This is a genomic window from Pseudomonas sp. GM80 (genome assembly GCF_000282515.1).
Classification (GTDB): Bacteria; Pseudomonadota; Gammaproteobacteria; order Pseudomonadales; family Pseudomonadaceae; genus Aquipseudomonas.
This window is the reverse complement of record NZ_AKJD01000188.1, coordinates 1-22,223: the sequence shown is the minus strand read 5'-3', so window position 1 is coordinate 22,223 and position 22,223 is coordinate 1. Positions and strand designations below refer to the sequence as shown.

At 58.5% G+C, this 22,223-nt stretch carries 17 protein-coding genes; 9 read left to right on the top strand and 8 right to left on the bottom strand.

What is annotated here, in order from left to right:
* Nucleotides 1-3: 3 nt before the first annotated feature.
* Genes PMI37_RS25400 through PMI37_RS25390 form a run of 3 tightly spaced genes read right to left on the bottom strand, consistent with a single transcriptional unit; the run spans nucleotide 4 to nucleotide 2,653 of the window.
* Entirely contained in the window at nucleotides 4-348 is a 345-nt protein-coding gene (locus PMI37_RS25400; RefSeq protein WP_008086502.1) for a cupin domain-containing protein, read from the bottom strand.
* A gap of 30 nt (nucleotides 349-378) precedes the next feature.
* Nucleotides 379-1,785, bottom strand: a complete 1,407-nt coding sequence (locus PMI37_RS25395; RefSeq protein ID WP_008086501.1) for an NAD(P)/FAD-dependent oxidoreductase — start codon at nucleotides 1,783-1,785, stop codon at nucleotides 379-381.
* Between the two features lie 52 nt (nucleotides 1,786-1,837).
* Nucleotides 1,838-2,653: a helix-turn-helix transcriptional regulator gene (locus PMI37_RS25390; protein ID WP_008086498.1), complete on the bottom strand. Its 816-nt coding sequence runs from the start codon at nucleotides 2,651-2,653 to the stop codon at nucleotides 1,838-1,840.
* A gap of 263 nt (nucleotides 2,654-2,916) precedes the next feature.
* Here PMI37_RS25390 and PMI37_RS25385 point away from each other — a divergent pair, with 263 nt between their 5' ends.
* The gene (locus PMI37_RS25385) at nucleotides 2,917-3,189 is read left to right on the top strand and encodes a DUF1652 domain-containing protein (RefSeq protein ID WP_008086496.1); all 273 of its coding nucleotides are present in this window, start codon (nucleotides 2,917-2,919) and stop codon (nucleotides 3,187-3,189) included.
* Nucleotides 3,190-3,238: 49 nt separating this feature from the next.
* Here PMI37_RS25385 and PMI37_RS25380 read toward each other — a convergent pair whose 3' ends face one another.
* Nucleotides 3,239-5,713 carry a UvrD-helicase domain-containing protein gene (locus PMI37_RS25380; protein WP_008086493.1) on the bottom strand — a complete coding sequence of 825 codons (2,475 nt, stop codon included), beginning with the start codon at nucleotides 5,711-5,713 and terminating at the stop codon, nucleotides 3,239-3,241.
* A 238-nt stretch (nucleotides 5,714-5,951) separates the two neighbouring features.
* Between PMI37_RS25380 and PMI37_RS25375 the strand changes: the two genes are divergently transcribed.
* Nucleotides 5,952-6,647, top strand: a complete 696-nt coding sequence (locus PMI37_RS25375; protein WP_008086491.1) for a pirin family protein — start codon at nucleotides 5,952-5,954, stop codon at nucleotides 6,645-6,647.
* A 143-nt stretch (nucleotides 6,648-6,790) separates the two neighbouring features.
* Here the strand turns inward: PMI37_RS25375 and pgm are convergent, their stop codons facing one another.
* The 4 genes from pgm to PMI37_RS25355 all read right to left on the bottom strand — a co-directional run bounded on the left by pgm (nucleotide 6,791) and on the right by PMI37_RS25355 (nucleotide 13,031).
* Nucleotides 6,791-8,437: a phosphoglucomutase (alpha-D-glucose-1,6-bisphosphate-dependent) gene (gene pgm, locus PMI37_RS25370; protein ID WP_008086489.1), complete on the bottom strand. Its 1,647-nt coding sequence runs from the start codon at nucleotides 8,435-8,437 to the stop codon at nucleotides 6,791-6,793.
* Between the two features lie 106 nt (nucleotides 8,438-8,543).
* A complete protein-coding gene (locus tag PMI37_RS25365) occupies nucleotides 8,544-9,944 on the bottom strand; it encodes an aminotransferase-like domain-containing protein (RefSeq protein WP_008086487.1) in 1,401 nt (466 codons plus the stop codon).
* A 49-nt stretch (nucleotides 9,945-9,993) separates the two neighbouring features.
* The gene (locus PMI37_RS25360; RefSeq protein ID WP_008086485.1) at nucleotides 9,994-11,460 is read right to left on the bottom strand and encodes a hypothetical protein; all 1,467 of its coding nucleotides are present in this window, start codon (nucleotides 11,458-11,460) and stop codon (nucleotides 9,994-9,996) included.
* 548 nt (nucleotides 11,461-12,008) lie between these two features.
* Nucleotides 12,009-13,031, bottom strand: coding sequence for a zinc-dependent alcohol dehydrogenase family protein (locus PMI37_RS25355; protein WP_008086484.1), 1,023 nt, complete (start codon nucleotides 13,029-13,031; stop codon nucleotides 12,009-12,011).
* A gap of 269 nt (nucleotides 13,032-13,300) precedes the next feature.
* On the opposite strand from PMI37_RS25355, the gene PMI37_RS25350 reads away from it, so the two are divergent.
* From PMI37_RS25350 to PMI37_RS25320, 7 genes are all read left to right on the top strand, one after another.
* A complete protein-coding gene (locus PMI37_RS25350) occupies nucleotides 13,301-14,215 on the top strand; it encodes a LysR family transcriptional regulator (protein WP_008086482.1) in 915 nt (304 codons plus the stop codon).
* A 143-nt stretch (nucleotides 14,216-14,358) separates the two neighbouring features.
* Nucleotides 14,359-15,012, top strand: coding sequence for a hypothetical protein (locus PMI37_RS25345; protein ID WP_008086480.1), 654 nt, complete (start codon nucleotides 14,359-14,361; stop codon nucleotides 15,010-15,012).
* Nucleotides 15,013-15,171: 159 nt separating this feature from the next.
* Entirely contained in the window at nucleotides 15,172-15,519 is a 348-nt protein-coding gene (locus tag PMI37_RS25340) for a DUF4190 domain-containing protein (RefSeq protein ID WP_008086479.1), read from the top strand.
* A gap of 15 nt (nucleotides 15,520-15,534) precedes the next feature.
* Entirely contained in the window at nucleotides 15,535-15,987 is a 453-nt protein-coding gene (locus PMI37_RS25335; RefSeq protein WP_008086478.1) for a DUF805 domain-containing protein, read from the top strand.
* Between the two features lie 267 nt (nucleotides 15,988-16,254).
* Nucleotides 16,255-17,508, top strand: a complete 1,254-nt coding sequence (gene mexE, locus PMI37_RS25330; RefSeq protein ID WP_008086477.1) for a multidrug efflux RND transporter periplasmic adaptor subunit MexE — start codon at nucleotides 16,255-16,257, stop codon at nucleotides 17,506-17,508.
* Between the two features lie 15 nt (nucleotides 17,509-17,523).
* Entirely contained in the window at nucleotides 17,524-20,715 is a 3,192-nt protein-coding gene (locus PMI37_RS25325) for an efflux RND transporter permease subunit (protein WP_008086476.1), read from the top strand.
* Nucleotides 20,712-22,133, top strand: a complete 1,422-nt coding sequence (locus PMI37_RS25320) for an efflux transporter outer membrane subunit (protein ID WP_008086475.1) — start codon at nucleotides 20,712-20,714, stop codon at nucleotides 22,131-22,133. The genes PMI37_RS25325 and PMI37_RS25320 overlap by 4 nt, the downstream gene beginning before the upstream one ends.
* Nucleotides 22,134-22,223: the final 90 nt, after the last annotated feature.

Below are 22,223 nucleotides of genomic sequence, written 5' to 3'. Positions count from 1 at the left end.
TAATCAGAAAATCAGCACGTAGGTCTTGCGCACGGTCTCCTGGATATCCCAGATACCGAGCGTGTTGGCTGGCAACATCAGTGCGTCGCCGCCTTGTATGTGCAGGGTTTCGCCGCCACCGTCCGGGGTGAACGTGCAGCGCCCGGAGATGAAATGGCAGAACTCCTGCGCGGTGATCTGCCGACGCCAGCGCCCCGGGGTGCATTCCCAGACGCCGGTTTCGACGCCGTCATCGCGCTCGACGCTGGTGGTCGAGGCGATCGCGACCGGCTCGCCGAGCGGCACGGCGACCGGGTTGGATTCGTCGAGTTGGAGGGTTGCGGTGTTTTTGAACTGGGTAATGCTCATGGTCTGACCTGTCTTTTGAAGAGAACGGCGTTAGTGCATGAAACCTTCCATGAAACCCGCGACCTGGCTGGCGAGCTTGCGCCGCCATGGCGCCGTCGCCGGGTTGGCCAGGGTCTGGTCTTCATGGACAAAGCTTTTGATGATTGCGTTGTAACCGAGCCAGCGACACGGCTCCGGCTCCCAGGCGCGCAGTGCATGAATGCCGCCGTCCGGCAGTACCCACGGTTGATGTACCAGTTCGGTATCGCGCTCAAGAATCAGATCGGCCAAGGTGCGTCCGCCGAGGTTGCTGGCGCCGACGCCCTCCCCGCCATAACCGCCGGACAGCGCGATGCCATTGGCGCGATCGCAGAGCATGTGCGGCTTGAAATGGCGCGACATACCGAGGTTGCCGCCCCAGGCGTGGGTGATCTGCACGTTTTTCAGTTGCGGGAACAGTTCGCCGAACAGATAGCGCCGCAGTTCGACCTCATCGCGGGTCAGATCAAAGTTGTGGCGCAACTTGCCGGCGAACTGATAACCGCCACGGGCGCCGAAGATCAGGCGGTTGTCGGCGCTGCGCTGGCCATAAGTGACCTGACGGCTGAATTCGCTGAAGGCCTGGCCGCGATTGAGGCCGATTTCATCCCAGGTGGCGGCGGACAACGGTTCGGTGGCGACGATCAGGCTTTGCACCGGCAACTGATAGCGACCCAGCGGCGGCAACGTTACCGAATAGCCTTCCACCGCCGGCACGATCCAGCGGCTGCGCACGCTGGCCTTGGCCGTGCGCAAGCTGCCGGATTGCCAGTGGGTGACCGGACTGTTCTCGTAGATCTTCACGCCCATGTTCTGCACGGTACGCGCCAGGCCGCGCACCAGTTTGGCCGGGTGAATGGTCGCCACGTGCGGCGCGAAGATGCCGCCGTAGGGTTTGGCAATACGGATCTGCTGCGCGAGTTGCTCAGGGCTGAGCCAGCGGTAATCGTTGTCGGTCAGGCCCTGGCTGTGCAACTTGGCCAGGTATTCACGCAACGTCGCCTCTTGCTCCGGGTAGCGTGCCGCGCAGTAAAGCACCCCGCCCTTGCGGAAATCGCAGTCGATCCCTTCGCGTTCGAGGACAACTTCTACTTCATCAGGGATGCTGTGCAGCAGGTCGAATGAAGCGCGGCGCTGTTGCGGCGACAGACCGGCCAGCAGTCGATCTTCACCGAGCAGATTGCCCATCAGCCAACCGCCATTGCGGCCGGACGCACCAAACCCGGCGGTTTGCGCCTCGACGATGGCGATGTCCAGGCCTGGCGCCAGCTTCTTCAGGTAGTAGGCCGTCCACAACCCGGTGTACCCGGCGCCGATAATCGCCACGTCGACATCCAGGTCCCGCTCAAGCTCGGGCCGCGCGGTCAGCGGCTCGTCGAGTTGATCCATCCACAAACTGATAGTGCGCCACGCCGGCATGCAAGACTCCGCCACTGAAAACCTTCGATGGCGTCGATCCTAGTGGCTGTCCTCAGGACAAGTCTTGCGCGCGTGTCCGCAAAGAAATTTGTTTCGCGTAAGCCTTCGGCGATTGCCCGGTGTATTGGCGGAAGCAACTGTAAAACGCCGACAGCGAATTGAACCCGGCGGCGAACGCCAGTTCATCGATGCGCACTGGCGGCGCGGCGTGTTCCAGTGAACGCAGCAAATGCTGCAGGCGTGCCTGATTGACGTAGCGATAGAAGCTTTGCCCGAGCACTTGGTTGAGCAGGTAGGAAATCTGATTGCGACTGTACCCGCACTCCTTCGCCACCCGTTGCAGGTCGAGTTCGGGGTCCAGATAGGGCTGCTGTTTTTCGAAGTACTGCTGCAAGTCGTCGGCCATGAAGCTCAATTGCCGGGGCGACAACCCCAGACGACTCACCGCCGGGCGCTGGCTTGATGAGGTGGCGCCACTGGATTGCGTGCGCACCAGTGAGGCGTATTCGTTGACGCGCCAGATCAGCCCGTCCTTGACCGTGATCGCTTCGCTGGAGCGAAACGACACCAGGCCGTCGCCACCGCGCAGAGTCACTTCGTATTGAATGAACGCGGTGCTGCCGTCGACGCGAATGCGGTCGCAATGCTCAAGCAGTTCGTCGGATTCACGCGGCATGCTGACGCGCACGTACTCGCGCAACTCGTCGAGGCCGAGCACCCGATTCTGAAAGAAATCGTTGTATTGAATGTCCGGGTGATACAGCGCCATCACGGCGTCCAGATCGCGGTGTTTCCAGCTCAGGTGATAGCGCATGACCGTGGCGGCCGTTGCCTGGGTCTGTTCCGGGCCGTCGTCGTCGGCGTGCATAAAAGGCTCGGCGAAAAAGAATCGAGCTTGCCCAAGTTCGGCACAGGCTTCAATGACTAATCCGTAGTGGCACTTTGGCGATGATTGCGTAGGCCGTGACTTACATCAAAAAATGCGAAGCAATCGCAAAATGAACTGAAAAATCTCACAGGAAATTCACACGCGGATGCTACTTTTAATGTCAGTCACCGGTTGAGCCAATGAAGGCTCTTCCCACCTAACATGAGCAAAAGGAATCGCTCGATGAAGAAGGCGGGCAACACATGAACAAAGGGTCAAGCAAAGTCACGTTCCCCAACGCCTGCCAGCTGATGCGCTGGCATTTTCATCCCATGGGTTTCGAGGCGACGATGGATGCACCGGGCAGCATGATCGCCCGACTGTTTGATCGCGCCAGTGGCGAAACCATGATCGCCATCGCCGGCATCCCGTGTGCCACGGTGATGAATGCGGCGGATGTCGAGCGAATTATCGAGGCGGTGGAGGATGAGCTGGAGGCTTTCGTACCTCCAGAGTTGCTCAGGAGTTATGCATAACATCATGATTTAAAACGAAAAACCCGCAGCGATGCGGGCTTTTTTGTGGTTAGGCGATTTTCTTCGCTGGCCGGTGATCGGCAAAAAATGCCTTGCCCGCAGCGACACGATCAGATGCCCGAGGCATGTTCACTGCCTGATTTTCCTGCGGCTCGACGTACCAGTAGCAATGGCTGACCGCCCGGGTAATGCCAACGTACGCCAGGCGCAGGATTTCGTCCTTTTGTGCGCTGTCGTACGGCTCGCTGTCGCCACTTTTGCCCAAGCCGGCCATGCGATAGACCTGATTCTTGTACGGCGAGCTGGTCAGGTGCTGGCAATCGCCGAGCAGGAACACCGCATCGGCCTGCAGGCCCTTGGCACTGTGATACGTCAGTTGCTTAAGTCGGCGGGCCTCATAAGGCAAGCTCGAATCTACATTAATTACTGATTGAATATGTTGTTTAATCAATAGCTTATCGCTGCTTTTTCGATACAGCATCAAGATTGAATCACCCTGACGATAGTGCTCGGCAAGGCGCTCGCCCAAGGCCTGATCGTCGCGTTCCAGTACCTTGACGGGCTGCAAAGGCTTCGGCTCGCCACTGGCCTTGGCTTTTTTGCCAGCAATTGCCGGTGCGGCGCGAACGATATGCTCAGCGGCGTCAATGATGTGCTGATGGCTGCGGTAGTTGTCGCTGAGCATCACCCGCGTGGTGCTTGGCGAAGGGAATTCCTTGTTGAATTCCATGAAGTAACTGGGCGAACTGCCACGCCAGCCGTAAATCGACTGCCAGTCATCTCCCACGCAAAGCAATGACGAGCGCTGAGCGCCCCGGCCGACATGCATGGCCGGACCGCGACTGCGAATTTCAGTGAGGCTGGCGCGAATCCACGAGACGATCTGCGGCGATACGTCCTGAAATTCATCGATCATCAGATGCGACATCGGCCGCAGCAACTCATCGCTGATCAGCTTGAGGTTCTCTGGCGAATGTTCGCTGAACAGCGCGAACATTCGGTTGTAGGTCATCACGGGGGGCTTCTGGTCCAGCAAATGATCTTCAAACGCACGCCAGAACAGGCTCAGCGCTTCAAAGAAGAACCGATCCGGATCGTCCTTGGCAAAGCTCATTCGCCCGACGGCGTCCGGAACGTCCAGCCCCAGGTTCTCGATAAAGCCTGCCGCAGCGACAAAACAGTCGAGTAACGGCGCAGACGCCAACTCGCCTTTGACCTTGTAATCGAAGCCAGGCCCTGCAGTCGCGTCACCTGCCAACGTCGCCAATACGCGCTTGGAAGATTCGTAAGAATCCAACCATATCAATGGTTTACGACAGAAAGCTTGAAACAGGGTGCGTTTTACAGCCCACTCCGCGCGCACTGAAAGTTTGGCGTTGAGGCGACAGATTTGCGGGCTTTCCTGCGAATCAAAACCGAGCACCACCCAGGCATTCAGACTTGGGATATAGCCATGGCTGTGGAATGTCGAGCCATTGATGTCGAAAGTCTGGCGCTTGGGCTCGATGCCCTTGATCGGCCAGGCACCGGCACGCAACCACAGGTCTTCAATGGCGTCGCACAATTCTTCATCACGCTTGGCCGCCAGTTCGGTCACGGCCATGCGCTTCTGCACGTCGGGATGCTCGCGCTCAAGCTCCTTGAGTTGCAAGCCGGCGCGCGACAACGGCTGAATCAACTGGCGGAAACGCTCGTCCTCGTTGAACAAGCGGTGATAACAGGCGTTGAGTTGCTGACGTTGGGCGTCGTTGATGCGCAGGTCAAACGGATTGCTGTCGACGTCTTCATCACTGCCCTGCACGCGGTGGCTGAGGTTTTCAAACGCCTGCAAACGTTCGAATCCCGGCAGGCTGCGCACCATCGGCAGGATGCGCGAATGGAACGTGCGCACCAGTTCCCGCGCCTGCTTAAGGCCCAATGGCTGCCCCCAGAGCGTGAACAACTCGATCAGTTTATTGATGAAATCCTTGCGCGATTCGCGGGTGAACGTCACCACGGTGAGCGAATCGAGTTCAAAACCCAGATAGTGGTTCAGTAACAGAATGCGCAAGACCAGCGTGGTTGACTTGCCTGCGCCGGCGCCCGCCACCACTGAAGTCGATGGAGTGTCGCTGAAAATCATCTTCCATTGCGCGGCGCTAGGCTGCGCGTGCTCGGGTAGCAAACGGGCGACGTCAGCCTTGATGCGTTTCTTGAGTTCCGCGGTCAGCGGCAGCCGCCAGTCGTCGAACAAATGATTATCGACACTCGGTGGACGATGTTCGGTGCTGCGGCTGTCGCGGATCAGCAGGACTTGCCGCCCTTCTTCCAGGCCTTCGAGCTTGCCTTCATTAAAACCGTACTCGACGCCTGCGGTGTGACCACTGCGAAAACCATCAGCCTGGCCATGCAACCACGACGCGCGATGCTGCGCACGCAGGCGCGTCAGGCCATGGCCAAAGAACCGCGCGGCCAAGCGTTTGAACCACGGCATTTCAGCCAGTGGACGAAGTTCGGGAGGAAGATCGGGGATGTGTTGCACCACGCTGAGGGGCTCCAGAGTGTGAGGCTGTCGAGGGCTATGGTGTCTGTATTTGCCGCGCAGTTCTAGCGAAATGCTTTCATGTCATTGGTTTAGGCGATGAATTGAAGGTGAGTTGAAGCAATTTCCAACCTTCATTCAATCGATTAATTCGATCCTGATGCCGCACTTTTTACGCTTTTTATCGATGCTTTCCTGATAGATGATCAGCGCCATAAACCACCGGTTTCAGGAGACGATCATGCTTGAACTCAGACCTTTCAGCTCGCTGGGCGGTGCCCATCATGGCTGGCTGGATGCCCACCATCACTTTTCGTTCGCCGAGTATTACGATCCGCACCGTATGAGCTGGGGCAACCTGCGGGTGTGGAACGACGACATCATTGCCGCCGGCACGGGCTTCCCGCAGCACCCGCACCGCGACATGGAAATCATCACCTATGTGCGTGAGGGCGCAATTACTCACCAGGACAACCTCGGCAACAAGGGTCGCACCGAAGCTGGCGACGTCCAGGTGATGAGCGCTGGCACGGGTATCGCGCACAGCGAATACAACCTGGAAGCCAAAGACACCAAGATCTTTCAGATCTGGATCCTGCCGACTGAAACCGGCGCACCGCCGTCGTGGGGTGCCAAGCCATTCCCCAAAGGTCAGCGTGAAGGCTTTGTGACGCTGGCGAGTGGCAAGGACGGTGATGACCAGAGTTTGCGCATTCGTGCTGATGCACGCTTGGTCGCAGCGAACATCAAGGCTGGGGAAACGGCCGAATACCGACTCGATGAAGGACGTCGGGCCTATCTGGTGCCGGCAACCGGAGTGATTGAGGTCAATGGTTTGCGTGCACAAGCTCGAGACGGTGTGGCGGTTGCCGATGAGCAGGTGTTGACGGTCACGGCGATTGAAGACAGTGAGATCGTGCTGGTCGATCTGGCTTGAGTGGCAGACATGAAAAAAGGGGTGACCATTTTGGTCACCCCTTCTTTGCATCTGACATACGGCCCTGTAGCTGAGTGTCTTTGTGGTGAGGGGATTTATCCCCTCACCACAGATGCATCACCTACAAAGTGTGCAGGCCCAGGTTACTTAGTGGAAATCGCCCCATCCACCAAGGTCTGTGCTTCAACCACCAGTTGCTTGAGGTGGTCGTCACTGATGAAGCTTTCGGCGTAGATCTTGTAGATGTCCTCGGTGCCTGACGGACGCGCGGCGAACCAGCCGTTTTCGGTCATCACTTTCAGACCGCCAATGGCTTGATCGTTGCCCGGCGCGTGGCTGAGGATGCTCTGGATCTTCTCGCCTGCCAGTTCGGTCGAGGTCACCTGTGCTGGCGACAACTTGCTCAGCAACGCCTTCTGCTCCGGGTTGGCCTTGGCGTCTACACGCACCGAGAACGGCTCGCCCAGTTCATCGGTCAGCGCGCGATACGCCTGGCTCGGGTCGCGGCCCGTGCGAGCGGTCATTTCGGCAGCCAGCAAGGCCGGGATCAGACCGTCCTTGTCGGTGCTCCACACACCACCGTCCTTACGCAGGAACGATGCACCAGCGCTTTCCTCGCCACCGAAACCCAACGAGCCGTCGAACAAGCCATCGGCGAACCATTTGAATCCGACCGGCACTTCGTACAGGCGACGGCCCAGGCGCTTGGCGACACGATCGATCAGACCGCTGCTGACCACGGTTTTACCCACGGCGGCATCGGCGCGCCATTGCGGACGGTTCTGGAACAAGTAATCGATGGAAACTGCCAGATAGTTGTTTGGCGCCAACAAGCCACCCGATGGCGTCACGATGCCATGGCGGTCGTGGTCCGGGTCACAGGCGAATGCTACGTCGAAACGCTCTTTCAGGCCGATCAGGCCTTGCATGGCGTGGCTGGACGATGGGTCCATGCGAATCTGGCCGTCCCAGTCGACGGTCATGAAGCGGAAAGTCGCATCGACCTCCTTGTTCACCACTTGCAGATCCAGGCGGTAGTGCTCGGCAATGGCCGACCAGTAGCGCACCCCTGCTCCGCCCAACGGATCAACGCCCAGACGCAATTTGGCGTCACGGATGGCGTCGAAGTCGATCACGTTGATCAGGTCGGCAACGTAGCTGTTCAGGTAGTCGTGACGATGAGTCGTGCTGGCCTTGAGTGCCTGCTCGTAACTGATGCGCTTCACGCCCGCCAGTTTATTGGCCAGCAGTTCGTTGGCCTTGGCTTCGATCCACTTGGTGATGTGGGTGTCGGCCGGGCCGCCGTTGGTTGGGTTGTATTTGTAGCCGCCGCTTTGTGGCGGGTTGTGCGACGGCGTGATGACGATGCCATCAGCGAGGCCCGAGGTGCGGCCGCGGTTGTAGCAGAGAATGGCGTGGGAGATCGCTGGCGTCGGGGTGTATTCGTCACCCTCGGCAATCATCACGGTCACGCCGTTGGCTGCCAGCACTTCCAGAGCGCTCGCGCCAGCCGGAGTCGACAAGGCGTGGGTATCGATGCCAACGAACAGCGGGCCGGTGATGCTCTGGGCCTCGCGGTACAGGCAGATGGCCTGGCTGATCGCCAGAACGTGCCACTCATTGAAACTCAGGTCGAAGGAACTGCCCCGGTGTCCGGACGTACCGAACGCTACACGCTGGGTGGAAACCGATGCATCAGGTTGGCCGGTGTAATAGGCCGTTACCAGTCGCGGGATGTCGACCAACAATTCTGCCGGTGCCGGTTTGCCCGCAAAAGGACTGAGTGTCATGCAAAACCTCTGAGATAGAGTGGTTCAGGAAATACAGCGCAGTTTACTGGCAGTTTGACCGCAGTGCGATGGGATGTATCCGGCGCATCCCGGAAGTTTTTTAACATCAGCCTCCGGGCGCGAGACGCAGGGCATCCCCGACCAGCCCGACCACGGTCGCCAGATCGTGTTCGCTGTGACAGATCGGGCTCAGTCGCAAGTGATGAGCGTAGTGACCATTGAGACTGAACAGCTCGCCAGGTGCGATGACTACCTGCTGCTTGAGCAAACCATGGAACACTTCGCTCATGTCCACAGGTCTCACCGAATGCATCCAGACCGTGGCCCCACCCTGCGGATCGATGATCTGCACGGCCTCCCCCAAACGTTCGCGCAGCAGTTGAATCAGTTGCGTTCGGCGCTCTTTGAGCAACCGCCGCAATACCTGCAGATGCTGATCGACGCGCCCACTAGCCAACAGCCGCGCGATCGCTTTCTGGCGAGCGGCAGACAAACGGAAGGATCGCAGCAGAAAATACCGTTGCAACTCACTGCGCCATTGCCGAGACAAGACAAAACCGTAAGGCGCCTCGGCACCGATGATCCTGTCGAAGGCGGAAAAAATCAGCAACCGATCAGGGTCGACCCATTCGCGCAAGCGCTGCACATGCGGAACGTCCGCCAGCTCACTGCAACTGTCATTCTCCAATACCCACGTGCCATGGTTTGCGAGCAGTTGCGCAATGACTTGCCGGTTGGCTTGCGGGCTGATACTGCCGTGGGGCATGTTCAGGACCGACGACAGCACAACCAGGCCAACACGTTCACTGGCGAGCAAGGATGCCAGACGTTGCGGGTCAAGACCGCCATCGGTCTGCAAGGGCAACTCGATGACCTGTACCTCGAACGCTTGAAACAGCCGCAGGATCATCCAGTCACACGGCGATTCGATCAGTACGGTTGCGCCTCGCAACTGGAGAACGGAGATCAGTATCTCCAACACACCGCGCAGATCCGCCCCGATATACACATCATCTGCCTGCCAGCCATTCACAGCGCAGGTGGTGTAGCGCGCGGCAAGGACCGTGCGCAACTCAAGCTCGCCGCAGGGTTGCATCTGTGGCAGTGGCTGACGCGGATATTGACGCAACAACTCCCGCTCCAGCATCAACAAGGGACTGTCCAGTGGTTGCAGCGAAGCCGGATCATCGGCGCTCAATACACACATGCCCGCACGCCTGGCATTGACGTATACCGCTTCAAGCAGATCATCAGCACTGCCCGTCGAAATCAACGACGGCGCGGTTTGCGCGTAATAGCCCGATTTGGCCACTGAAAAGACGCGCCCTTCCTTTTCCAGCAATGAATAAGCGTACTGGATGGTGGATATCGATACATTCAACCGATCCGCCAGATGCCGCAAAGAAGGCAAGCGCACCGTGCGATCACTGTCAGACTCATCAATCAGCAGATTCAAATAACGGTAAACCGCCTGATACGCGAAACCGTTCTGCCGCAGAGCCTTCATGACCCAAAATCCCTGGTTATTGCTGCCATTGCCGGTCGACGACTCACCCTTAACCTTCCGCCGTCCGGTCGACGGCTGAAAGGCTCGATCCAGTATCCAGCCCTGTGCCCTGCGCAGCGTTGCCGCATGCCTGCGCCATGCACACAGGCCCCATGGCATACAAGCGGGCAATCAGTTTGACCGGCAAGCCGCTGACATCAACCATCCACTTCGTCACTTGCTCGGAGGCATGCAAACCTTGCATCGCACGATGCAGGTCCGGCAGGGCCACCAACATGCCGGGATGGCAATGACGCAAGAAACGCTCAAGCCCCGATCCTTTGTTTATAAAGGGTGCAAACATCAGGCACGCCACCTGGATTTCACTCAGTTCAAACGTTTCCTGCAATTGCTTTGAAGCCCTCGCACACAGTTGATCAAGGTCTGACAAATTTCCGAACGCGGCAATCAACTGCTCGCACACCGGCTCCGGCACTTGCTTGCGGCGCATGCCGAGCAACGTGTCCTGAAGAAATTCGGAAACGCCCGCCTCGTACGTTCGCGCCTCGACGAGGCTGGCCTGTAATCCCTGTAAATGAGCAGCCAGCAACGGATCAGCGAATTCGTTATCGCCCCGATACAACGACAGATCGTCGGCCTGCACGCCGAGGAATTCACTGAGCAATGGCCAGCGCTCCTCCAGCTTGCCGACAATCATGTCGTTGATATCGATGTAGCTGGTGCGACGGCAGGCTTCAAATTGCCCTTCCGGGCGCCATGGGGTTGTTTCGTCATCGGTATAGAAGTGCCGGTAGTAATCGCCTCCCAATTGATCAAGCAGTGGAAACAGCATCTCAAAACCACCGCGGTTCTCCGCAAGCCCGCCTATTCCGGCCTTCTGGGCGGCACGATTGAGGCCTTCGAGAAACAGTGACTGCCGGCGCGGTGTTTCACTGCCGATCATCGCATCCACGCCGTTATTCCAGCGGGCAATCTGCCCATAAAACTCGGCCGTTGCCAGGTAGGCGTCATCCCAAAATTCCAGCGGCTCATTCCAGGTGCGGCAATGCCCCACCATCAATAAGTTGCGGCGGTGCGCATCACGACCGCTCTCGCCGATGGGCGCCTGGTGATCAAAGGGCATCACCTCTCGATGATCAACCATTAACAGCTCGACCCGTGGGTCGTCATTGAGAAACAGGGCGTTGAAGCTGCGATGCATGTTTTGCAGGGCTGACTGACCGCTGCCGCTCCAGCGCAAAGTGGCCACACGCAGCTGAAAGGTCGCGGGGGCTCTCCCGGCGATGCTCAGTTGTGCGGCTCGCAGCAACGCCAGCGTGTAACAACTGTCGCGTGACCCGGACTGAACCACCAATACCTTGAAATTACCGATGTGCTCCATGCCACCCGCTGCCACAGACAATCGCTGGATCAGCAACTGCAGGGCCGTACGCTCCGCACGCGAGAAGAAACTCAGCAAACGCTGCAATACTTGCTGGTAGACGTAATTCATTGCCTGGTCATGGATCGTGCTCATCGGTATGTACCCGGTATCAATAGTTTCATGTCGCACGGACGGAAAAGGCGGCCGCGTGACAATTCATCAATAAGTAATAGACGCTCAGATGCTAACACTTACGCAACCGTAGTTATTGGAAACACTTGAGCTGTTAAAGGTTTGCGTTGTTTTAAACAGTGGATTCAACCCATTGTTATTGCTAGTGTTTTTTTTATTATAAAATGCCCTAGGAAACTTCCCACAACGTCCCACGACAATTGAGCACAAGAAAAAAAGACGCAGCTTCGGAATCGCCCTACAACAATTAAACAGAAATTGACGTGACGAAAATAAGTAGGCGCTTGATCGCGCGCAGGACAAATAGAATGCACAGACATGGCTCATTCCTTGAGATGAAAGTAATCATTCAATTATCAGGGCTTATATGATGATTAGAAGATACAGATCGAGAGCAAAAAGCAGTTCAGTTGCTGAACTGTCCCGCGCGGCTGTGGCGCAGGCTGTCTCGGGGGTGGGGCGGGATAAACACAAAGAGTCCGTGGGGCCACGGACTCTGATCTGAGGTATTACGCCGGTTCGACTTGCAAAGCGACCCGTTCACGGCATGGGCATTCGTCCATGTAGCGGTGCGCCTCGACGAACTCGTTGAACGGGAACACTCGAGTCTTGAGTGGCAGTAGCACACGATCGGCAGTCAGCTGATTAATGTCACGCAAGGCACGTTGCAATGCGACGTGATCCTGAGTGATGCCCAGTTCCGGCTTGCCGGTGAAGTTGCCGATGCAGTGGACAAAGAACTGAATGTTCTTCTGGAACGCGGCACAGGCGGGAAACGGCGTCTGGTTACCTCCTTGCAGACCGTACAACACCAGGCTGCCGCGCGGTGCAAGCACGTCACCCAGCAACGACATCTGCGGGCCACCAAGGCCATCGAACACCACATCGACGCCGCGGTTGTCGGTGATCTTGTTGATCCGCATCAGCAGATCTTCTTCCTCGGTGACGATGACTTTCTCGGCGCCAAGAGACAGCAGGTACTCACGCTCTTCCGCCGTTTTGGTGGCGGCAATCACGCGGACACCCAACGCTTTGCCCAGCTGTACAAAGGATGGTCCGGCACAATGGCTGGCGTCAGTGACCAAGGCGAATTGCCCCGGTTTGACCCGCGCCAGATCGGCGTAAGCAAAATAGGCAATCAGCAGCGGCGTGTAATGCACGCTGGCTTCGATCGGGCTGAGGACGTCCGGATAACGGGTCAGCGCGGTACGCGGCAGCACGATCTGCTCGCCGTAGACCGGATAATCATTCGCGCTCTCGGCCGGAAAGCTGGCAACTTTGTCGCCCACCGACAGATCATCGACACCGTCACCGACAGCGGTGACCACACCGGCCATCTCGTGGCCGAGGCCTGCAGGCAAACGTGCCTGAGACGAGGCCAGGTTCTGACGCCAGAGCGTGTCATACCAGCTGATGCCGATCGCTTCGACACGCACCTGCACTTCGCCAGGACCTGGCTGAGCGGCCGCATGCTCTTCGCATTTGAGCACCTCGGCGGGACCAAACTTGTGAAAACGGATCGTGCGGGACATCGCAAACCTCGTCAAAGTAACCTCTAATGCCATGAACTCTATCTGGGCTTTTGACCCAAGACTATCAGTGGCTATTAATAGTCGACATGCCTGTCATTGATTCCGCAGCAGGGGCGGCATTGGCAAAATCCATGAAAAACTGCTGCCACCGTCTCAGTAAAGCTGAATTTTCCGGTGCAGAGTACCAGCCTTTCCCCGTAAGATTCATGCCGGCCATTGTTCTCATATGGCCGCTCTCGTCAAGCTTGATGACTCTGCCAGGACTCCAGATGAATCGTAATGACCTGCGTCGTGTCGACCTGAACCTGTTGATCGTATTCGAAACATTGATGCACGAACGCAGCGTGACCCGGGCGGCGGAAAAGCTGTTTCTCGGTCAACCAGCGATCAGTGCGGCGCTCTCGCGCCTGCGTAGCCTGTTCGATGACCCGCTATTTGTCCGCACCGGGCGCAGCATGGAACCGTCCGCCCGGGCGGTAGAAATCTTCGCCCTGCTCTCGCCTGCCCTCGATTCGATTTCCACGGCTGTCAGCCGCGCGTCCGAGTTCGACCCGGCGACCAGCACCTCGGTGTTCCGCATCGGTTTGTCCGATGACGTCGAGTTTGCGCTGCTGCCGATGTTGCTCAAACGCCTGCGCGCCGAGTCGCCGGGAATCGTGCTGGTGGTGCGCCGCGTCAATTACATCTTGATGCCGGGACTGCTGGCCTCAGGCGAAATCTCAATCGGCGTAAGCTACACCACCGACCTGCCGGCCAACGCCAAGCGCAAAGTCTTGCGCCGCAGCCAGCCAAAACTGCTGCGCGCCGACACCGTGCCGGGGCCGTTGAGCCTGGATGATTACTGCGCGCGGCCGCATGCGCTGGTGTCGTTTGCGGGCGACCTCAGCGGGTTTATTGATGAAGAACTGGAGAAGCTCGGCCGCAAACGGCACGTGGTGCTGGCCGTCCCGCAGTTCAACGGTTTGAGTACGCTGCTTGCCGGCACTGACATTGTTGCCACCGTGCCGGATTATACGGCGGAAGCGTTGACAGCGGCTGGCGGGGTTCGGGCGGAAGATCCGCCGTTGCCGACGCGCACGTTCGAGCTGCACATGGCGTGGCGTGGGTCTCAGGATAACGATCCGGGGGAGCGGTGGTTGAGGTCGCGGATTCAGATGTTTTTTGGCGATCCGGACAGTCTCTGAAGCAAACTGCAAGACACCATCAAAGCCCCGTTCCAGGGGCTTTGTTGCATCTGAACAATCATGCGCATGGCGCCGCAGGAATCACTTAAGATACGCCCCCCCCGCAATCGATACCCTCATATGAAGTCACAAGGACGGACTCAATGCTTTTTCTGCAACACGTCTACGCAACTCCCGTAGTGCGCGCCCTGCGCACGCTGCTATTGATCAGCCTGGCAATGCTCGGCAGTGGTTGCGCAATGATGTCGAATTACACCACGCTGAAAACGCAGATGCCGGCTCAGTTCAGTGTCGATACAACCGCGCATTACAGTCCGTTGTTCGGCGGTGTATGTCTGTTGCCCGAGGATTACGCCGGCGACCCCGACCCTGATAGAAAAGACTTCTACAGCCCCGCGCATGCCGAACCGTTCACTACTGAGTTCGAGGTCAGGGTGAGTTACACCGTCGCCGATTGCCTGGCCGTACTCAGCGGTTTCAGCTTCCGGATTCAGGGGCAACCCGGCACCGATCCGGAAGAGTTTGGCGTGTCCACTGTCGAGGTGGAGGTCGAGACGTTCCTGAGAGAAGACGAAGAGCCTGCGATTCGTCTGGACGAGCAAGTGCTTGCAGTGCGCTGTCGCTGGAAAGACCCCGAGCGTGAAGGTTCAAAGATGCATGATCTCCGTTGCGTCGGGGTGGATGCCAACGGCAAGGAGCGCAAAGGACCACTATTGGGCGTTCTGAAAAACAGACAACTGCAAGGCCTGACCTTGCGATTGCAAGTCAGCGTGGTGGATGAAACTCCGCAGATTTGACGCCCTTAATAGCGTCCCGAAATGCGCTGTCGAGACCCGCTTTTGGCAAAAATGCCATTAATGGCACAGTGCCTGATGACAAATTTAGTAATAAAGATTAACTTAGCGCCGCCTCGGCCTATGGAAGGTCGGGGATTTCGCACTCAGTTAAGGAAAACGATGGCAATGGTCTATTGTCGTGCTTGCGCCAAGGAGCTTCACGAAACGGCGCCCTCCTGCCCCCAATGCGGGGCGAGCCAACAGGCCGTCGTGCCGCCTCACGCAGTCGGTACGCCATGGCTGGCCATCGTTTCGTTGGTTTTAGGCATCCTCTGTGTACTCAGCCTGTTTGATGATTCCGAATGGGACAGAGATACGCTCACCGGTTTGGGCGCTTTCGCTGTTGCCGGTCTCATCTGCGGCATCATCAGCATCAACAAAAGAAACCCTGGACACAATCTCGCAATCGCCGGCGTTGTCTTGTCGGGCTTGGCTGGGCTTGTGTTTCTAGGGCTGTCGATTGATTAATTTTAGGGAAAAAATATGAGCATGGTTTTCTGCCGCGGTTGCGCCAAGGAAATAAGCACTCTGGCCGTGGCTTGCCCACAATGTGGGGCGCCGCAAGCAACCCAACAGTCCTATGCACAGGGCCCCGCCATTGCGACGGGTAATCCTTATGTGGAAGCGTTCAAGAATTACGTCGTGTTTCAGGGCCGGGCGACTCGCCGTGAATACTGGATGTTCTTTCTGATCAGCCTGTGCGTCTCCATTGGTTTCGGCGTTGTCGATGCCCTGCTTCAGACTGGCGGCATTCTGTACAACCTGTACAGCCTGGTGGCGTTCCTGCCGAGCATTGCCGTTGGTGTGCGCCGTATGCACGATACCGACCGCAGCGGCTGGTGGATGCTGCTGCCAATCGTCAACCTGGTGTTCCTGGCGCAAGACAGCCAGCCGGGCCCGAACCGTTTCGGTCCGAACCGCAAAGGCATCAACTAATACATCCCAGCCTCTGGCTGATCGAGACGGCCTTCATGGCCGTCTCTTTGTTTCTGGCATCCGCAAACTCAACGTGACTTGCCAGGTAACCCATCATGAAACTTTCATCACAGATATTGATAGCACCCTAACGAAAGGTGCATGCTAGAGGGCTGGCTGCGGTCTTATATCATTCCGAATGATAGTTACCTTTGCTTCATTCGATTCGTGCCATCACACCCCGCCGAGCATCATCCGCCCATCTTCAATACATTGGCGGATGCATCCATGGAACAGTCACTCAAACATTTGCGCTTCCCGTTGGCCTTGTTGGCCATCCTGGTGATGAGCGCCTGCGGCAAGACTCCGGAAACTGCCGCCACCGCGCCTGCTGCCAAAGTCAGCGTGGCCAAGGTGATCGAACAACCGGTCAACGAGTGGGACGAATTCACCGGCCGCCTCGAAGCGCCGGAAACCGTTCAAATACGTCCACGGGTCTCCGGCCAGATCGACGATGTCGCTTTCACTGAAGGCGCCCTGGTCAAGAAAGGCGACCTGCTGTTCCAGATCGATCCGCGCCCGTTCCAGGCCGAGGTACGCCGCCTCGAAGCTCTGGTAGCCCAATCCCGTGCCAATGCCACCCGCAGTGAAAACGAAGCCGGCCGTGGTGAGCGTCTGCGTGCCAGCAACGCGATTTCTGCCGAACTGGCCGACTCGCGCACCAGCGCTGCTCAAGAAGCCCGCGCCGCCGTTGGCGCACTGCAAGCGCAACTGGATCTGGCCAAACTGAACCTCAGCTTCACCCGCGTCACCGCGCCGATCACTGGCCGCGTCAGCCGTGCCGAGATCACCGCCGGTAACCTGGTGACCGCCGACACCACGCCGCTGACCAGCGTGGTTTCTACCGATCGCGTTTACGCTTACTTCGACGCCGATGAACGTGTGTTCCTCAAGTACACCCAACTTGCCCGTAACGGTCAGCGCGGCGCCACCACCCCGGTGTACATGGGCCTGTCCAATGAAGACGGCAACCCGCACCTGGGCCAGATGAACTTCGTCGACAACCAGGTCAACCCGAAAACCGGCACCATCCGTGGTCGCGCGGTGTTCGATAACAGCGACGGCACCTACACCCCAGGCTTGTACGCACGACTGAAACTGGTCGGCAGCGGCACCTACAACGCCATGCTGATCAACGACGAAGCCGTCGGCACCGACCTCGGCAAGAAGTTCGTGCTGGTGATGGATGCGGACAACAAAACCGCGTACCGCGCCGTCGAACTCGGCCCGAAAATCGAAGGCCTGCGCATCGTGCGTACCGGCCTGAACAAGGACGACACGATCATCGTCAAGGGCCTGCAACGGGTTCGCCCTGGCTCGCCGGTCACCCCAGAAGTGGTGCCGATGGCCAGCGAACAAACGATTGCGGCACTCGCTCAACAACGTCAAGCGCTGGAAGCCAGCAACCTGCCCAAAGTCGCCCCTGCCAAGGGTGCGTCCGGTGCGGTTGTGAAGCTGGCCGCCACGACCCCACGCGGTTAAGGGACGACAACTCCGATGAATTTTTCCCAATTCTTCATTTCACGGCCGATCTTCGCTGCGGTGCTGTCGCTGCTGATCCTGATCGCCGGTGCGATCTCGCTGTTCCAGCTACCGATCAGCGAATACCCGGAAGTCGTGCCACCGACCGTGGTCGTACGTGCGAACTTCCCGGGCGCCAACCCTAAAGTCATCGGTGAAACCGTGGCGGCTCCGCTGGAGCAGGCCATCACCGGCGTCGAGAACATGCTGTACATGTCCTCGCAGTCGACTGCCGACGGCAAGATCACCCTGACCATCACCTTCGCCCTGGGCACTGACCTGGACAATGCACAGGTGCAGGTGCAAAACCGGGTGACCCGAACCGAACCGAAACTTCCCGAGGAAGTGACGCGCATCGGTATCACCGTCGACAAGGCTTCGCCCGATCTGACCATGGTTGTGCACTTGACCTCGCCGGACAAACGCTACGACATGCTCTACCTGTCGAACTACGCGATCCTCAACATCAAGGATGAGCTGGCGCGTCTGAACGGTGTCGGTGACGTGCAACTGTTCGGTATGGGTGACTACTCGCTGCGTGTCTGGCTCGATCCGAACAAGACCGCTTCACGCAATCTGACCGCGACCGATGTGGTCACCGCGATTCGCGAGCAAAACCGCCAGGTGGCCGCCGGTCAATTGGGAGCGCCCCCTGCCCCGAATGCCCAGAGCTTTCAGCTGTCGGTCAACACTCAGGGACGTCTGGTCTCCGAGGAAGAGTTCGAGAACATCATCATTCGTGCAGGCGACGACGGTGAAATCACGCGCCTCAAAGACATCGCTCGCGTTGAGCTGGGTTCCAGCCAATATGCGCTGCGTTCGTTACTGGACAACCAGCCTGCCGTGGCCATCCCGATCTTTCAGCGTCCAGGCTCCAATGCCATCGACATCTCGAACGACGTTCGGGCGAAAATGGACGAGTTGAAGAAAGGCTTCCCGCAAGGCATGGACTACAGCATCGTCTATGACCCGACGATCTTCGTGCGCGGCTCGATCGAAGCGGTGGTTCACACTCTCTTCGAAGCACTGATCCTTGTGGTATTGGTGGTGATCCTGTTCCTGCAAACCTGGCGCGCCTCGATCATTCCGTTGGTGGCGGTGCCGGTATCGTTGATCGGTACGTTTGCGGTGATGCACCTGTTTGGCTTCTCGCTGAACGCGCTGTCGCTATTCGGCCTGGTACTGGCCATCGGTATCGTGGTCGACGACGCCATCGTGGTGGTGGAGAACGTCGAACGGAACATCGAACTCGGATTGAACCCGGTGGAAGCCACCAAGCGCGCCATGCGTGAAGTGACCGGTCCGATCGTTGCCACGGCGCTGGTGCTGTGTGCAGTGTTCATTCCGGCGGCCTTCATCTCCGGCCTCACCGGGCAGTTCTACAAGCAGTTCGCACTGACCATCGCGATCTCGACGGTGATCTCGGCGTTCAACTCGCTGACTCTGTCGCCAGCGCTGGCCGCTGTGTTGCTGAGGAGCCACGACGCACCGAAAGACCGTTTCTCGAAAGTGCTCGACAAGATCTTCGGTGGCTGGTTGTTCCGTCCGTTCAACCGTTTCTTTGATCGTGCCAGCCATGGCTACGTCGGCACGGTTGGCCGGGTTATCCGCAGCAGCGGCATCGCCCTCCTCCTGTACGCAGGCTTGATGGTGCTGACCTTCTTCGGTTTCTCCAGCACCCCGACCGGTTTCGTACCGGGTCAGGACAAGCAATACCTGGTGGCCTTCGCGCAACTGCCGGACGCTTCGAGCCTGGATCGCACCGAAGACGTGATCAAGCGCATGTCCGACCTGGCGCTGAAACAGCCAGGCGTGGAAAGCGCCGTTGCCTTCCCGGGCCTGTCGATCAACGGCTTCACCAACAGCCCGAACGCCGGCATCGTGTTCGTGACCCTGAAACCGTTCGACGAGCGTAAAGACCCGAGCATGTCTGCCGGTGCAATTGCCGGTGCCTTGAACGGCCAGTTCGCCAACATTCAGGAAGCGTACATGGCGATCTTCCCGCCACCGCCGGTACAAGGTCTGGGCACCATTGGTGGTTTCCGTCTGCAAATCGAAGACCGGGGCAACCTCGGCTACGACGAGCTGTACAAAGAAACCATGAACATCATCAACAAGAGCCACAACGTGCCGGAACTGGCGGGCCTGTTCACCAGTTACACCGTGAACGTGCCGCAGGTCGATGCTGCCATCGACCGTGAAAAAGCCAAGACCCACGGCGTGGCCGTCAGCGACATCTTCGACACCCTGCAGATTTACCTGGGTTCGCTGTATGCCAACGACTTCAACCGTTTCGGGCGTACCTATCAGGTCAACGTTCAGGCCGAACAGCAGTTCCGCCTCGAATCCGATCAGATCGGTCAGCTGAAAGTGCGCAACAACAAAGGCGAAATGATCCCGCTGGCGACCTTCATCAAGGTCAGCGACACCTCGGGCCCGGATCGCGTGATGCACTACAACGGCTTCATCACTGCTGAAATCAACGGTGCCGCAGCACCAGGTTACAGCTCCGGCCAGGCCGAAAAAGCCATCGAGAAACTGCTCAAGGAAGAACTTCCGAACGGCATGACCTACGAGTGGACCGACCTGACCTACCAGCAGATTCTGTCCGGCAACACCGCGCTGTTCGTGTTCCCGCTCTGCGTATTGCTGGCGTTCCTGGTGCTCGCCGCTCAATACGAAAGCTGGAGCCTGCCACTGGCGGTGATCCTGATCGTACCGATGACCCTGCTGTCGGCCATCACCGGCGTGATCATCTCCGGCGGTGACAACAACATCTTCACCCAGATCGGCTTGATCGTACTGGTGGGACTGGCGTGTAAGAACGCGATTCTGATCGTCGAGTTCGCCAAGGATAAACAGGAAGAAGGCCTCAACCCGCTTGCGGCGGTACTGGAAGCTTGCCGTCTGCGTCTGCGGCCGATCCTGATGACCTCCTTCGCGTTCATCATGGGTGTAGTGCCACTGGTGTTCTCCAGCGGTGCCGGTGCCGAGATGCGTCATGCCATGGGCGTGGCGGTGTTCTCCGGGATGCTTGGGGTGACCTTCTTCGGTCTGTTGCTGACGCCAGTGTTCTACGTATTGATCCGTAACTTTGTCGAACGCGGCGAGCAGCGCAAAGCGGCCAAGGCGCTCAATCTTCAAAAGCCACTGGAGGCGCAACAATGAGTCTGAAAGTCTTCCTGCCGAGTCTGCTGGTGCTGGCCCTCAGCGCCTGCGCCGTCGGCCCCGACTACAAGACCCCAGCCACGGAGGCGGCCAACATCACGGCCGCCACTGACGGCGCCGCCGGGCAAAAGAACTTCGACCGTTCGAAATTCGAAGGCATCTGGTGGCAGCAGTTCGATGATCCGACCCTCAACCAGTTGGTGACGCAATCGCTGCAAGGCAACCGTGATCTGCGCGTGGCATTCGCTCGCTGGAAAGCCGCTCGGGCGATCCGCGACGACGCCAGCAACGACGCAATGCCGACCATCACCAGCCGTGCCAGCAGTGATCTGGCCAAGGGACAAATCCCGGGCCAGACCACTAATCGCGTCAACAGCGAACGCTATGACCTGGGCCTCGACATGGCGTGGGAGCTGGACCTGTTCGGCCGTATCCAGCGCAATCTGGAAGCCAGCGACGCCGATCAGCAGGCTGCCGAAGCCGATCTGTACCAACTGCAAGTCACCATGATTGCCGAACTGGTCGACGCCTACGGTCAACTGCGCGGTGCGCAATTGCGCGAAAAGATCGCCGTGGCCAACCTGAACAACCAGCAGGAGTCGCGCAAGATCACCATCAGCCTGCGTGACGCCGGCGTCGGCGATCAGCTTGATGTCGAACGTGCCGATGCGCGTCTGGCCTCGGTCGAAGCCAGCGTGCCGCAACTGCAGGCCGAACAGGTTCGGCAGAAAAACCGTATCGCCACCCTGCTGGGTGAGCGTCCGGACAAGCTGACCGTCGACCTCAGTCCAAAAGACTTGCCGGCGATTGCCAAAGCCTTGCCAATTGGCAATCCGGGCGAGCTGCTGCAACGCCGTCCGGACATCCTCAGCGCCGAACGCCAACTGGCCTCGGCCACGGCGCGAATTGGCGTGGCGAAAGCCGATCTGTTCCCACGGGTCAGTCTCAGCGGCTTCCTCGGCTGGACAGCCGGGCGCGGTTCGCAAATCGGTTCCTCGGCGGCCAACGCCTGGGCACTTGGCCCGAGCATCACTTGGGCAGCGTTCGACCTTGGCAGTGTGCGAGCGCGTTTGCGCGGCGCCGATGCCGAGGCCGAAGGCGCACTGGCGACTTACGAGCAGCAAGTCCTGCTGGCCCTGGAAGAATCGGAAAACGCCTTCAGCGATTACGGCAAACGTCAGCAGCGCTTGATCTCGCTGATTCGCCAGAGTGAGTCGAGCCGCAAGGCAGCTGACCTGGCCGAGATTCGCTACCGCGAAGGCACCACGGACTTCCTTGTGCTGCTCGATGCGCAACGCGAACGTCTGAACGCTGAAGACACTCAGGCCCAGGCTGAAGTCGATTTGTATCGCGGCATTGTCGCGATTTACAAAGCCCTTGGCGGCGGCTGGCAACCGGAGACCGTTGCAAGCCAGTAATCGATTGTTAAAGAGCTCCTTTGGTTGGCCGCAACCAACCAAATTCTTTGCCCCGCGTATCATTCGGTCGCGGGGCTTTTTTGTGCCCTC

Bases quoted from the DNA above. Each gene is read 5' to 3' on its own strand.
- PMI37_RS25400 (WP_008086502.1), bottom strand. From the start codon at position 348: ATGAGCATTACCCAGTTCAAAAACACCGCAACCCTCCAACTCGACGAA.
- PMI37_RS25395 (WP_008086501.1), bottom strand. From the start codon at position 1,785: ATGCCGGCGTGGCGCACTATCAGTTTGTGGATGGATCAACTCGACGAG.
- PMI37_RS25390 (WP_008086498.1), bottom strand. From the start codon at position 2,653: ATGCACGCCGACGACGACGGCCCGGAACAGACCCAGGCAACGGCCGCC.
- PMI37_RS25385 (WP_008086496.1), top strand. From the start codon at position 2,917: ATGAACAAAGGGTCAAGCAAAGTCACGTTCCCCAACGCCTGCCAGCTG.
- PMI37_RS25375 (WP_008086491.1), top strand. From the start codon at position 5,952: ATGCTTGAACTCAGACCTTTCAGCTCGCTGGGCGGTGCCCATCATGGC.
- pgm (WP_008086489.1), bottom strand. From the start codon at position 8,437: ATGACACTCAGTCCTTTTGCGGGCAAACCGGCACCGGCAGAATTGTTG.
- PMI37_RS25365 (WP_008086487.1), bottom strand. From the start codon at position 9,944: ATGAAGGCTCTGCGGCAGAACGGTTTCGCGTATCAGGCGGTTTACCGT.
- PMI37_RS25360 (WP_008086485.1), bottom strand. From the start codon at position 11,460: ATGAGCACGATCCATGACCAGGCAATGAATTACGTCTACCAGCAAGTA.
- PMI37_RS25355 (WP_008086484.1), bottom strand. From the start codon at position 13,031: ATGTCCCGCACGATCCGTTTTCACAAGTTTGGTCCCGCCGAGGTGCTC.
- PMI37_RS25350 (WP_008086482.1), top strand. From the start codon at position 13,301: ATGAATCGTAATGACCTGCGTCGTGTCGACCTGAACCTGTTGATCGTA.
- PMI37_RS25345 (WP_008086480.1), top strand. From the start codon at position 14,359: ATGCTTTTTCTGCAACACGTCTACGCAACTCCCGTAGTGCGCGCCCTG.
- PMI37_RS25340 (WP_008086479.1), top strand. From the start codon at position 15,172: ATGGCAATGGTCTATTGTCGTGCTTGCGCCAAGGAGCTTCACGAAACG.
- PMI37_RS25335 (WP_008086478.1), top strand. From the start codon at position 15,535: ATGAGCATGGTTTTCTGCCGCGGTTGCGCCAAGGAAATAAGCACTCTG.
- mexE (WP_008086477.1), top strand. From the start codon at position 16,255: ATGGAACAGTCACTCAAACATTTGCGCTTCCCGTTGGCCTTGTTGGCC.
- PMI37_RS25325 (WP_008086476.1), top strand. From the start codon at position 17,524: ATGAATTTTTCCCAATTCTTCATTTCACGGCCGATCTTCGCTGCGGTG.
- PMI37_RS25320 (WP_008086475.1), top strand. From the start codon at position 20,712: ATGAGTCTGAAAGTCTTCCTGCCGAGTCTGCTGGTGCTGGCCCTCAGC.